Annotated in this window: 13 protein-coding genes and 1 pseudogene; 7 read left to right on the top strand and 7 right to left on the bottom strand. The window is 58.2% G+C overall.

What is annotated here, in order from left to right; all coding sequences use genetic code 11:
* Nucleotides 1-71 precede the first annotated feature (71 nt).
* The 4 genes from I6F35_RS28320 (at nucleotide 72) to panD (ending at nucleotide 3,292) form a co-directional block, all read left to right on the top strand.
* Complete coding sequence (locus tag I6F35_RS28320; protein ID WP_225120951.1) at nucleotides 72-1,010, top strand: DUF2493 domain-containing protein; 939 nt, start codon at nucleotides 72-74, stop codon at nucleotides 1,008-1,010.
* Nucleotides 1,011-1,219: 209 nt separating this feature from the next.
* On the top strand, nucleotides 1,220-1,699 hold the full coding sequence (locus I6F35_RS28315) for a hypothetical protein (protein ID WP_225120950.1): 480 nt from the start codon (nucleotides 1,220-1,222) through the stop codon (nucleotides 1,697-1,699).
* Between the two features lie 538 nt (nucleotides 1,700-2,237).
* On the top strand, nucleotides 2,238-2,558 hold the full coding sequence (locus I6F35_RS28310) for a DUF736 domain-containing protein (protein WP_225120949.1): 321 nt from the start codon (nucleotides 2,238-2,240) through the stop codon (nucleotides 2,556-2,558).
* Between the two features lie 386 nt (nucleotides 2,559-2,944).
* Nucleotides 2,945-3,292, top strand: a complete 348-nt coding sequence (panD, locus tag I6F35_RS28305) for an aspartate 1-decarboxylase (RefSeq protein WP_225120948.1) — start codon at nucleotides 2,945-2,947, stop codon at nucleotides 3,290-3,292.
* Between the two features lie 220 nt (nucleotides 3,293-3,512).
* On the opposite strand, the pseudogene I6F35_RS28300 reads toward panD, so the two are convergent.
* Nucleotides 3,513-4,269 (bottom strand): annotated as a pseudogene (locus I6F35_RS28300) (IS5 family transposase); the annotation flags it as partial.
* Between the two features lie 365 nt (nucleotides 4,270-4,634).
* Here I6F35_RS28300 and I6F35_RS28295 point away from each other — a divergent pair.
* Together I6F35_RS28295 and I6F35_RS40575 are read left to right on the top strand one after the other, a co-directional pair.
* Nucleotides 4,635-4,910, top strand: coding sequence for a hypothetical protein (locus I6F35_RS28295; RefSeq protein WP_130577519.1), 276 nt, complete (start codon nucleotides 4,635-4,637; stop codon nucleotides 4,908-4,910).
* A gap of 1,133 nt (nucleotides 4,911-6,043) precedes the next feature.
* A complete protein-coding gene (locus I6F35_RS40575; RefSeq protein ID WP_346283204.1) occupies nucleotides 6,044-6,349 on the top strand; it encodes a hypothetical protein in 306 nt (101 codons plus the stop codon).
* Nucleotides 6,350-6,590: 241 nt separating this feature from the next.
* On the opposite strand, the gene I6F35_RS28280 is transcribed toward I6F35_RS40575, so the two are convergent.
* Both I6F35_RS28280 and I6F35_RS28275 read right to left on the bottom strand, forming a co-directional pair.
* The gene (locus I6F35_RS28280) at nucleotides 6,591-6,809 is read right to left on the bottom strand and encodes a hypothetical protein (protein ID WP_346283203.1); all 219 of its coding nucleotides are present in this window, start codon (nucleotides 6,807-6,809) and stop codon (nucleotides 6,591-6,593) included.
* Nucleotides 6,810-6,995: 186 nt separating this feature from the next.
* Nucleotides 6,996-7,430, bottom strand: a complete 435-nt coding sequence (locus I6F35_RS28275) for a hypothetical protein (protein ID WP_225120945.1) — start codon at nucleotides 7,428-7,430, stop codon at nucleotides 6,996-6,998.
* A gap of 599 nt (nucleotides 7,431-8,029) precedes the next feature.
* On the opposite strand from I6F35_RS28275, the gene I6F35_RS28270 reads away from it, so the two are divergent.
* Complete coding sequence (locus tag I6F35_RS28270; RefSeq protein WP_225120944.1) at nucleotides 8,030-8,275, top strand: hypothetical protein; 246 nt, start codon at nucleotides 8,030-8,032, stop codon at nucleotides 8,273-8,275.
* A gap of 185 nt (nucleotides 8,276-8,460) precedes the next feature.
* Here the strand turns inward: I6F35_RS28270 and I6F35_RS28265 are convergent, their stop codons facing one another.
* The 4 genes from I6F35_RS28265 to I6F35_RS28250 form a co-directional block, all read right to left on the bottom strand.
* Entirely contained in the window at nucleotides 8,461-9,063 is a 603-nt protein-coding gene (locus I6F35_RS28265; protein ID WP_225120943.1) for a DUF4145 domain-containing protein, read from the bottom strand.
* A 71-nt stretch (nucleotides 9,064-9,134) separates the two neighbouring features.
* Nucleotides 9,135-9,644, bottom strand: a complete 510-nt coding sequence (locus I6F35_RS28260) for a PEGA domain-containing protein (protein WP_225120942.1) — start codon at nucleotides 9,642-9,644, stop codon at nucleotides 9,135-9,137.
* A 658-nt stretch (nucleotides 9,645-10,302) separates the two neighbouring features.
* Nucleotides 10,303-10,677 (bottom strand): hypothetical protein, encoded by a 375-nt coding sequence (locus I6F35_RS28255; protein ID WP_225120941.1) that lies wholly within the window; start codon nucleotides 10,675-10,677, stop codon nucleotides 10,303-10,305.
* A gap of 391 nt (nucleotides 10,678-11,068) precedes the next feature.
* Entirely contained in the window at nucleotides 11,069-11,329 is a 261-nt protein-coding gene (locus I6F35_RS28250) for a hypothetical protein (RefSeq protein WP_225120940.1), read from the bottom strand.
* Between the last annotated feature and the right edge of the window lie 286 nt (nucleotides 11,330-11,615).

The following is an 11,615-nucleotide window of genomic DNA, read 5'->3' as shown; positions in this document are numbered from 1 at the left end:
TCCGCCCGCCGTCTGAGTGATCGCCACGAAGGCCGCGACGGGCGCGGCCGATCCGGCAAAGGACCTCACCCATGACGACCGACCGCGACGACACCGATTTCGAACCGCCGCACGCTTCATCCCCGACTGATCACGTCCTCCAGGAACTTCAGCTCTACGGCTACTGTCCTTTGCAGGATGAGCCTGATCCAAGGCCGCTCCCCGAAGGCAACGTCGTCGCCGGTGCGATCGCCGATATCTTCGATGCCCTAGTCTCGACGCTCTCCGACACCCGCCTCGAAACAGACCTCGACGACCTGCTCTGGTCGACGGTCAACCTGTTCCACCGCGCAGTCAGCCGCATCGAACGCGAGCTCGATGGTAACGAGCAGACGCAGCAGAAAAGCCAGCGCGAACAGAACGGATCGGAAGTCCGGTCGGTCGAACTGGAGCGCCTCACGGCCCAAGGCATCACGCTGGTCGAACGCCGCAACGCCATGGAGCTCTTTCGCGACCAGGCCGCCGAGCGCTTCGAAGTCCACACCGGCTCACCCTGGCGGCCGCGCTCCGGATCAGTGGTCAACCACCGCACGCTTACCGCCGCGATGATCGACAGCCGCGACTTCCTCGCCGCGAAGCGCCGCGCCGACACCGAGGTGATGCTGCCGCCTGGACCGAAAATCGCACTCACCGGCGGGCTCGACTTTGGCGACGTCTCGCTCATCTGGGACCGGCTCGACAAGGTTCATGCAAAACATCCGGACATGGTCCTCCTGCATGGCGGCTCGCCAAAGGGCGCTGAACTCATCGCCTCCAAATGGGCGAGCAATCGCAACGTCCCGCAGATCGCATTCAAGCCGGACTGGACCAAACATGCGAAGGCTGCACCATTCAAGCGCAACGACGCCATGCTCGCCACAATGCCGATCGGGGTCATGCACTTCCCGGGCACCGGCATCCAGGACAACCTCGCTGACAAGGCGAAGAAACTCGGAATCCCCGTCTGGAAATTCCGCAACGGCGGCGCGTGAGCGCCGTCCAAAGATTTCGGAACGAAGTCGGACGACTGGACTGAGCCGTCTGTGTGTCGATAACCCACTCGTCGAAGATGAGAATAGCATTTCCGCTACGAAGACGGATTTGCTTCGCATCTTTGCCTTAGTCTCAGCTACACATTCAGTTGCGCCGTGGTGGTGGTGGAAGGCGCGACCCGTTACATCCTCGAACGGAGGCCACCACCGTGCTCGCCCTTGGACTCGACCTCAATACGCTCGGAATCGGCTTGTTCTGCTGGCTCATCTTTGAGCTCGCGGTCTATGCCCTTCCATTCCTCACGGCAGTTACCGTCGGCATATTGGCATTGCATAGCGGCACTGGGGTCGTTGGTGCGCTGCTCGTTGGCATCGGCACGGCCGCGCTGACGCTCGCCACTGGTCAATTTGCGTTTGCGACGGCAAGACCAACGATCCTGCGCGCTATTGTCGCGACGGTGTTCGTCGTGCCGGCCGGCATTGCCGGTTACCAGGTGATCTTCGGACTGTTCCAGGTCTTCGTGCCGTCGCCGCTGTGGCGCGAGGTTTTCGCCTGCGTCGGTGCAGTCTTCATCGGAGCCACAGCCTGGACGCGGATCACTGTTTTCGCACAGCCACGTCCGGAGCCGGGCAGGGCGAGCCAGAGCAATTCTCAGCCAATTCTCACGACCGCGGCGCGCGAAGGATAATCCTTCGCGTCTACGCCCGAGGGGCCCGGCCACTATCGACTGACAGGTGTCTCGTCGAGATGCATCTTCAGCCGGCGCGGCTGTTCAGAGCTGCCAGATACTACGACGCCGAGATCGTTTCCCACTGTGAGTGGAGGAGGAGATGCTCGCTTGCGGAATTTGCGGCAAGAGCGTATGGCCTTTTCCTGCACGCTGTTTCTTTATCTGACTGGACCTCGTCGGCCTCTTGCCTGACACAACCAATGTTGGCCACGTCTTCTCCCTAACTGTTGTTCAGCGCGCGGACGCACCTGGCCTCTTGATGGCTTGATCTGGCCGAAGACCGGCTGCGCCTCGATCGTCTGAGCCGCAACGCCATGGTTGAGACTTTCTTCCCCTGGGCTGACGCCCATTCCTCGCGAGGCAAGAAAGTCTCACCAAAGGCGTCCTCCGCTGCGCTTCGGCCCGCGAGCGGGTGCGTCGCCGATCGTCGTTCGGCCTTTTCATCGCCATCGAGGCCGCGGTGGTCGCGGCTCGAAACAACTCAAGGAGATGTGACATGGCTACCATCGGTTCTTTCAAGAAGGTCGGCAACGATTTCCAGGGCGAGATCATCACCCTGAGCCTGCAGGCCAAGGGCGTCCGCATCGTCGCCGAGCCCAACCGCGCAAGCGAGAATGCTCCAAGCCACCGCGTCTACGTGGGTAGAGCCGAGATCGGCGCGGGGTGGTCCAAGCGCTCCGAAGAGGGCCGCGACTATCTCTCGCTCAAGTTCGACGCCCCCTCCTTCAACGCGCCGATCTATGCGAACCTGTTCGAGGATGAGGGCGGCGAAGGTTACACCCTGCTCTGGTCGCGGCCGCGGAAAAACGGCGAGTGAGGCTCGCTCCGCCAAGCCCCGCCCGAGCGGATCGGGCGGGCTCTTCGCTTGAAGCCGACCGCAACACGCCAGAATGCCAATTTTTCTCGTACGGGCCGATGCGGCCGGACAGGTCAGAAGCTCCGGCATCCGGATCATGGAAGTCCGCCTCCGGCCCTCGCCAGATGCCCCACTCATTAACGGTCGTAGCCCTGGATGCAGCATCCACTGCCGACTGAAATTTGCTCCAGAAAATTGGTTTGCGAGAATGGCTGCGCTCAATCGCGCATCAGTCGGAGAATATTCCAACTGAGGGTAATCCGGGTCACGCCTTCCATTGACGTGCAGCCGCTCAGCCCATATTGGCAGCCTCGAAAATTCCGGGACAACGATACGGGATACTCTCGATGCAAGTGACGTTGATGAAGGGCAAAATTCATCGTGCGCGCGTGACTGAAGCTGACTTGCACTATGAGGGCTCGATTTCCATCGACCGAAATCTCATCGAGGCCGCCGGCTTCCTCGTTAATGAACGCGTGGACATCTACAACATCGACAATGGCGCTCGATTTTCAACCTACGTCATCGAGGCTCCCGGCGGTTCGGGCACCATCGGCCTTAACGGAGCCGCGGCGCGTCAAGCGATGGTAGGCGACAAGGTCATTATTGTTACCTACGCCAATTTCGACGGCGATGAAGCTCGTAGATTTCAGCCGCGCATCGTGATCGTTGACGAGAAGAATCAGACCATCTGATTTTATGCCAGGCGCGTCCTGCAGTCGCGGGGCAAGATCTAGCACCAAATCTCGGACGCTTTCTCCTCGAGTAAATCTGCAGGTCGAACTTCGAGGGCCTGAGAAACGTGCCGGATTGTAAGGAGGCTTGCGTTTTGCAGCCCTCGCTCAATGCCATGGATGAAGGCGCGATTGACAGTATTTGTACCATTACAGGCCGGCGGCTCGCGCTGCAGCTCTAGGACGCGGACTCATTAAGGCGCAGCCATAGCCTGATTGACGCGAGCTGAACGAAGGCAAGGTAGTTGGCGGCGAGCCTGTCGTAGCGCGTCGCCATCCGACGACATTGTTTGATCCTGTTGAAGAACCGCTCGACCTGTTTGCGAGGGCGGTAGAGATAGGGGCTGAAGCAGATCGGATCGCTGCGATTGCTTTTCGGTGGGATGTTGGCCCACGCGCCCTTCTTCATGTCAAGCTCTCTGATCCAGTCGGCATTATAGCCACGGCCAGCAAGCAGCATTGACCCGACTTTGAGACGAGACAGCGGTTTTCCGGCAAGTCGAACGTCGTGCGCCTCACCGGGGCTCAGCGCCAGCCGTACCGGCAGACCATTGCTATCGACCACCGCATGAATTTTGCTCGTCAAGCCGCCGCGTGACCTCCCATCGATTGGCGCTGGTTTCGTGTAATGCAGGCTCCATGCTGATGTACACGGACAATGGAGGTGTCGATCATCTGGACCGCGGCGTCGTGGGCAGCGGCAAGTGCGTCTATGATGCGGCCCCAGACACCAGCCCGCGCCAGCGGACGAAACGGTTATAGCAGGTCGTGTAAGGGCCAAAATGATCCGGCAAATCGCGCCAAGGTGCCCCGGATCGCAGGACCCAGAAGATGCCGTTGAGGACACGCCCGTCGTTTACCCGAGGAACGCCACGCGGCTTGTTCGGCAGCATGGGCGTGATGGCAACCCATTCATAGTCGGCGAGTTCGTAGCGCATGATTCGACCCCCAGTTTGGGAGTTTGAATCACGGGGGTCCGTCCAAGCGCAACCCTTCTGGCCCGGCCCCAGTTCGGCGCTCACGGGGTAGAAGCGGACATCAACCTGCCGAGCCCCCGCTGAATCCGTCGAAAATGACCCGGAGCAGAACTCAGGGTCTTTGTACCATTGCAACCAAATTCAGCTGGTTTGGTGCTGGCCTACATTGCACCAGAAATCGCGGAACTCCAACCCGTCGGGCGAGTTACAGAACCGTCGAGAGGATTGAACGATGAGCGGCAATTTAGTCGAGTTCGCAGTAGCACGCGGATTTCTGTTCACCGCGCTCGTCCGTTATTCGGCAGTACTTGAATAGAGAGGCGACAATGAAAGCACCCCTTCTTCTTGCTGGCGCACTAATCATCGGATGCGCCGCCCCAGCACTGGCTGATGAGTACTACGTCGTACAAGGACCCAGCCGTCACTGCACGATTACCACCACGCGCCCGGCGGACAAGGAAGTCGTGACGCAGATCGGTCCAATGGCCTTCACGAGCCGCGTGGAAGCTGAAGACCGCATCAAGCAGACCAAAGTCTGCGATGAAGGCACTGTTGGTAGCACTAGCGGCACTAGCAGCACGACCGTTATCAAAGAGAAGTAGTCGGTGGCCTCATTCCTGATCGACTGGCGATGCCGAGTCGCGCCCACTCCTGTCGGCGCGACCTTTTTTGTTTGCAGACCACCTTGTTGGAGCCCTCTTTCAGACCGTTTGATCGGCCCCCGCAGGGGCGCTGGAAAGGTGGGTTGAGTGTCACCTCTTGGCCCGACTGGGACTTCCCGGCACGTCGGCTTTTCCGGTGCTTGTGGCCCAAAGCTGCCATCGCGCGGGGCCCAGCAGCAAGGTTCGCGACGGGCCAGGAGCGGCCGGTGTTGTTTTCTTGAAGATATCTGTTTGTCGGTCTGGCGATCTATTGCGGCGCTCCTTACGTGAGCGTGGGTCGCGTGCCCGCGGAGACATGTGGGTCAGAGTTCCGTGTGCCTTTGAACCACGTTCCCCGGCCCCGTGTGGAAATGCTGGAGTGTGAAAAATGAATGCTCAGCTGCTTAGGAAGTACGGAATGACCGTCTTGGTGACGTGGGCCGCACTACTCGCCGTGGGGACGCTTGCTTTGCTCGTCATGCACGGTTGAGCCTCAGCCAACCAAGTCGGCTCAGGGTCAAAATCGGTCCTGTCATCGCTCTAATTGGAGGCAAGTACGTCTCCAATCGGGGGCTAAACGGACCTCAATTAGAGGTGCCACCACTTCGCGGATGGGCCCACAGCGGTCACCGGAAACAGGTCTCAAGCTCCGAACCACACGCGTCCGAACACCGCCTTGATAAGGCGTCGGGAACCATCTTCCATCTCAACGCGCATAGACATGTAGAGACGTTGATCCGCCAAGCGAAAGACCACATTGAACCGTCTGCCAGCCGTCGTGCCGATGTTCCCCGGCGCCCATACGCCTGTCCCCGTCGCTTCGATTGGGTCCTTGGTTCCTACGACACCAACGACGGCTGACCATCCGTTGTTGGCTACAACGCTCAGCGAGTGACCTTTCTGAAATCGAAATACGACATTTCGGGCAAGCGCCAGCATTCGATTCGATTTGTTGCCAAGGCCCTTCGATGAGGTCCTCTTGCGCGCCTGCAGGACCAGCAAAAGATGTGGAGGAGAGTGACCCATTTAGCATGTCCGACTCTGGTCTGACCGCAAATGCCAGCAGCACTTCGTGCCAAACGGAACCACGCAGATTGACGCTCTTCGAGCGCGCCAAAGTCCGCTGTCCAAATCCTAAGAAATCGCAATCGTGGCAAGTGCGTTGTTCCGGGTTAAATCAGCTCAACGTAATCTGCCAATCTTACATGCGCATCCAGGTCGGGCGTCAGCGAAATGATATTTTGACGCTTCAACGGGCGGAGATTTGCACCGCATCGGCCGAACTTCTCCTTGAGCGGATGCTTGCGAAGATCGACACGCTTTGCGCCGAGCGTGACAGGCTCAAGAAGGCGGCGCCAGGGCCGACCGCCGGCAAAGTGCTGGGAGGCCGGAAGTGGTGAAGAGATACTTCTCCGACTCTGCAGATCATCCGCCGTTCCTCAAGGCTTTGGCCGAGGTTCGAAAAATCGGCGCGCACCAGGGATGGTGCTTCCACCATGTCCAAGCGATCATGCTGGCTATAGATCAATACGCCGAGGCCGCGACAGGCAACCGGGAATTTTTCTGGAACAGGCCGCATTCGATCGGCGCTGGTCGGACGCGCGGCGATGACATTCCGTAGAGGTTCGCGCTTTGACGCGCTCAGTGAACGAACTGCTTCGGCAAGACCATCACGATGTTGACCTCGCGCTTCAGGATATTTGCGGCGATGATCTGGATGTGGAGTGAGAAGTTGTCCTCGACCTGGGCCGCGGTTTCCTCATCCTTCGCATAAACGAAGAGGATATCGCCGTCGAGCTCGTCGAAGTGAATGCCGGCGAACAGCCGGTCAAACGTTTTCGCGCCAACGATGAGTGCCATACGGGCTTGTATAGCTTGGTCTTGGACTTCTGTCAGATTCATGCGCTCGAAATAGGCTCGCTCGGCTTGATTGCAAGGATCCAAATTTCGTCCGATTCTGATAGGGCAGCAGGAAATCACGCCATACAAGCGGGTGGACAGATAGGTTTTCGTCGCCAGCCGCCCCGGCGAGGGTCAGATCGGCCATTATGCCCGGTAGCCGATTAAACGGGAGATCTCGGTCAGAAGGTGATTGACGAGCATGCAAGTGCTTTCGGCCGTGTAGACGTCCGCGGTCGCTGCCCGTTCAGGGTATCTGAACCAAAACTCTTTGTGGTAACGGCTCAGGTGTTCGATGGACTCTGCGGCACCAGGCCAAAGGTGCTTACGAAGTCCATCTGTTTTCGCTAGCAAATCAGCGAGGTCATGGGACGTGTGCCAATCACGGCGAGGTTGACGTCCCTGAAATTGCAAGAGTGCCTTCAGGCCATTCTCGATACTGAAGCCGATGAGAAGGAAAAAGGGAATTCCAATCCGGGAAACGTCCTGGCCCCGTGCGGATCGGTCGAGTCGCTGGGCGCCATCTAGCAGGGCAACAGCATATGCTAGCTTATCGATGTGCAGCTCGACCTCTTTTGTCATGCGCTCCATCGCCCTTCGCGAGCCGGTGCTCATTATGACGCGCCTATCGCACCTGTGAACTTCTCAAAGTTGCGAAAGCGCACCATTGCGCCTTGCATGATGGCCTCAATCGATCCGTCTTCTGTTACCTTGTAGGGAATGCCGGCATAGACTCCGTCCGGCTCGAACGGCCGCGGACTTCGATCGATTGTCACTCTGTCGGCGCGGCCCAGAAATCTGGCCTTCGGGAGCGGTGGCGGCCCCCCTCGGCCTTGCGCGCGGGTTCCGATGGCCGCCTGCAAGAGCCGTTCGTGCTTTAGATTCGGAAAGACGAGCAGAAGCAGAATGCCAAGTAGCGGCGATAGGAAGAATGCGACCGCGAACCAGGCGAGCCCACTCCGTCCTCGAGCTTCGGCCGCAGCTGCAACAATCCCCGTCAAAACAATCCAACAAAATGAGCAGCATGCCGTCCCCCAGACCGCGCAACTATCCAACCGCAACTTGAGGGCGAGGGCAAGCACTACTCAACTCCAATTGAGGGGATTTTCGATCGGATGTCGTTCGGTTATCTAGCGCGAAGGGCGGCTACCCTGCGCGCGATTTGAAGAAGGAGAACTTGAATGTTCGGCTTTGTTGAACGAGTCGAGGCAGATTTGACGCGCTTCAGATCTAAACTGGCGGCGCTGGACGGAGTGAATGGCGACATGAGCCACCAACGCTCTCACTACTGGCGTCTGATCCGGGAGTGTGAAGCAATTTTGAGGTGGTATCCCTCGCTCGCGCTAGGCGACCGCCCGCCGAGGCGCGCCCGGCGGGTTTCAATTAGCGAAGAGCTCCAAATGGCCGAGTTGACCGAGGGCTGGTAACCGGCCGCCGCGTGGCGACCAGACCTAGCGGATTGCCTGGCGGCGCCGACGGCTCTGTAATTGGCCGGCCATGAGCACCAAGAAGCGCGAAGTCATCTGGGGCGGCAGGTCATGGGCGCCGACATACGCGCTCAGGCCGCTCGGGAAGCCCGCCTAGGCTCGAGCGTGAGCTGGGTTGATCACGATCATCTCTTACTCTTTCGAGGTGGAATCTTTTGTCCCTTCGCCTGATGAGGATGGACATAGATGGTCTCGATCAAACTCTCGGCTATGTCCAGCAGTGCTGCAATGTCTGATGGGCGCGGGAAATAGCCGCGGTGCATCGCAGCGTGACCGGACTCAAGCAGATTTTCACGAAACAGGGCTTCTGATTTTGGCGCAATGTAGCCGGCCTTAATGAACAGATCGACATTGGCGCCAATTGCTCCATTATCGCCTACTTGGTCGATCATGATGTGCTCGATCAACGCGCGGATACCCATAGTTGCCAGCGCGCGGGAATCGTTGTGCAAGCCCGAATAAATTTCCCTCAGAAATTTTTTGATCGTGTTGTCGAAATCAATGAAGAACGGTCCATCAGGTGAATCTAACCACGCCGGCTCCTTTCTCGAAATAGCCGGCGGATAGTAGACTGTAGCGGTGATAGGATGGCCATCGTCATCGGTTTCATACGAATTCCAGGACTCGTGGCGCAGTGTTATTCGTTCACAGCCAGCGCATTCGAGCAGATGATATCTGTCTGTACCATGGAGCATAGCCTCCTCATCGTCCCAGCGCTTTTCGACCATTGCGAGGATCTTGTGCGTACGGAATGGTCCGCAACTGTTGCAATGCGCTTTCGTAGTCGACGTCTGTTCATTCATAAGTCGTTTCGCTGTTGAGCGTGCCTTTCCCGCAACCACAGAGCGAGAGCAAGCTTGCTTCCCGGTGCTCCATCGGACGACGGTCCCTGACGTCTTGGAGCGGCGCGTTGGGGGCCGGAGGTCTGGGCTGGCTTCATCGTAACGATCACAGGATTTGGCTTGTGATCCGTGGCCGCGCCCGTAGCGGCGTCGACGCCCATTCCGACCAATCCTCCCAGCAGGAGATTACCTGCGAATGCGGCGCCACCGGTCGTCGGGATGTCCTTCGTCAGCGGAACGATCTCTGTTTCGTAACCAGGCTTCGCGACCGTGACTGTGATGTCTGCGGAGCGCTTCGCGACGATCGCGCAGGGAGTCGTGCACACCGTCGGAACTTCCAGCCCGGAGACCGTCGCTTCGGCGCCCGATGGATTCGACGAAATGCTGATGGTCTCAGTTGTCCCTCGCGTCACCGACGCGCAGCCGCCAAGCGCGGCAGCGCAAAGCGCAACCCAAAATATTCTCATTGATCAATATGCCCCAAACCCAAACAAGAGGGCTCTTATCACCTTGTAACCGGCGCGCGCAATCCATCTTTCGTTCGCTTTTTGGATGCGCCGCACGATTGTGCGAAGGCAACGGGGGGCGAGGGCGAAAGGGCCCTCGATTATCCCGCTCTGCGTCGATCAGCGGAAATCCACGACGGAGGGGGCTATGATGTTGCGGGCCGCAAAAGTTGACTGTTTTTCCTACTTCCCCGGACAATCTGTATAGACTGTTGCCCCGTCATAGCGCGTATAGGACCCCTTGCATCCGTTTCGAAGTGGATGTTCTGCGAGGTATTTTTCAGGATCCGCTAAGATGGTTCGGATGGATTGCTTCAAGTATACTTTGACGTTTGACATCAACTGATTAACTTGGACAGGTGCAATCCCCGACGAGTAGGCGAGGGCAAGGATTGCCTGCTCTTCGGTCGTGCAGGCTTGAAAAGCCATTTCAACTGTTTGGGCTGAGTTGGTCGGGAGCGAATTCGCCACCTGAGACCTAACGGCATCGACGACACAACTATCGTATTGCTGCCTGAGCTGCTTCATTCTCGCGCCCAGGTCCTGCGCGGTGGCCCCCGCGGAAAACAGCAACGAAATTATTGCGACAGCTATGCTTCTCATGAATCCAAGACCGAAATTATCGTCGAATACCCTGCGCCTCATTCATCATCTTGCGTAGTTCGCGCTTAATCCCGGTCTTTTTGTCTAGAAACACCTTCGCGATCTGCGGCTCACTGAGACCAGCTTCCCTCATGGCCTGGAGCATAAGCTCAGTTTCCGACTTGCAGGCATTGAAAGCCTGCTCTGCCGCCAGATTGATATCGAGCTGCGAGGGGTTTACCTGGCTTACGGCAGAGAAATAGACACATTCGTTGTAGCGGTCACTCACGTCGTTCAACCGCGCGACCACGGCAGCATCTTGGGCTCCTGCTGCCACTGGCAGTCCCAGCAATATCGAAAGCGCGGCCCACTTCATTAGCTCAAGCACCGTTCGCTTGGCGCGGCCGATCACGAGCCGCGCTCCACCTATGGTGGATAGCGGGGAGGCAATCGAAAAACAAGAACGCGAGCTTGATTATCAGCCCAGCGTAGCGTGATGCGTTCGCACTGGATTCATGGTCACCCCAAGACACCCGATAACTCAGAACCTCCGCCGCTCCCCTCCAAATCCGTGGTGGGATGTCTGGTGGGTGTGAGAGCCCGGACCAGTGATACTAGCTGAAATTCCTTGATGCGCCGGGCCGATGCCCCGCGCTATTTCTGCCGGGCGGTTGCTTTCCGACGCTCGAGCGCCGCCTTCATTTCCTCGAGTTCTTGCCTTTGCTGCAGCGTCGGATCACAGTCGCGCTCCCGAAGCCTTATTCTAGTCTCAAGCTCGGCGAGCGTTAGGTGGTCGAACTGCCTCACCGGTTTTCCTTAGTTGCAGGCCAATGGGTTGTGACCGTCACATCAAAAGAGCAGGAAGTAGCCTTTGCCGCGTGTTCGCATGCTTCTTCAAGCTCGGCAGCCGTTCGCTGGAAATGATGCTGCGAAACAACATCGAGGCGAATTCGATCGTCTTGTTGTTTCAAAACCAAGATGTTGGCCAATCCCTCGAGGCGAGGCATGACGATATCGTGGACCTTTTGCTCGGTCGCGTTTAGCTCCACTCGATTGATCCTCATTCGGTTCTCCGATCGCTAACGGTTAGTACCGCGGATTCCGCGTCCCAACTTGGCCGGTGTAGGGGTTCACGTTGCCGCGGGTACTGTAGTTATCCATCTGCGTGCTGTTCGGATTGGTAGCGACGTAGGGCTGCACGTACGTTCCGCTGCTAGTGTAATGCCCAGATACACCGTGGCTGCGCGGATTGGAGCCTGTGCCATAGAGTTGCGCTTGGGCGCCTGTCGCCGCAATCGAGAGAACAAGAGCCAAAAGAGCTCGTTTCATTGAAAATCCCCCCAGTGGTGT

This window comes from Bradyrhizobium sp. BRP22 (assembly GCF_020194175.1).
GTDB lineage: Bacteria > Pseudomonadota > Alphaproteobacteria > Rhizobiales > Xanthobacteraceae > Bradyrhizobium.
The sequence above is the reverse complement of the archived record's forward strand: the minus strand, read 5'-3'. Positions and strand labels throughout refer to the sequence as shown.

What these genes read in the sequence shown, in the direction of transcription:
- I6F35_RS28265 (WP_225120943.1), bottom strand. Translation starts at nt 9,063, where the DNA reads ATGGTCGAAAAGCGCTGGGACGATGAGGAGGCTATGCTCCATGGTACA.
- I6F35_RS28280 (WP_346283203.1), bottom strand. Translation starts at nt 6,809, where the DNA reads ATGGCACTCATCGTTGGCGCGAAAACGTTTGACCGGCTGTTCGCCGGC.
- I6F35_RS28260 (WP_225120942.1), bottom strand. Translation starts at nt 9,644, where the DNA reads ATGAGAATATTTTGGGTTGCGCTTTGCGCTGCCGCGCTTGGCGGCTGC.
- I6F35_RS28320 (WP_225120951.1), top strand. Translation starts at nt 72, where the DNA reads ATGACGACCGACCGCGACGACACCGATTTCGAACCGCCGCACGCTTCA.
- I6F35_RS28270 (WP_225120944.1), top strand. Translation starts at nt 8,030, where the DNA reads ATGTTCGGCTTTGTTGAACGAGTCGAGGCAGATTTGACGCGCTTCAGA.
- panD (WP_225120948.1), top strand. Translation starts at nt 2,945, where the DNA reads ATGCAAGTGACGTTGATGAAGGGCAAAATTCATCGTGCGCGCGTGACT.
- I6F35_RS28310 (WP_225120949.1), top strand. Translation starts at nt 2,238, where the DNA reads ATGGCTACCATCGGTTCTTTCAAGAAGGTCGGCAACGATTTCCAGGGC.
- I6F35_RS28275 (WP_225120945.1), bottom strand. Translation starts at nt 7,430, where the DNA reads ATGACAAAAGAGGTCGAGCTGCACATCGATAAGCTAGCATATGCTGTT.
- I6F35_RS28250 (WP_225120940.1), bottom strand. Translation starts at nt 11,329, where the DNA reads ATGAGGATCAATCGAGTGGAGCTAAACGCGACCGAGCAAAAGGTCCAC.
- I6F35_RS28295 (WP_130577519.1), top strand. Translation starts at nt 4,635, where the DNA reads ATGAAAGCACCCCTTCTTCTTGCTGGCGCACTAATCATCGGATGCGCC.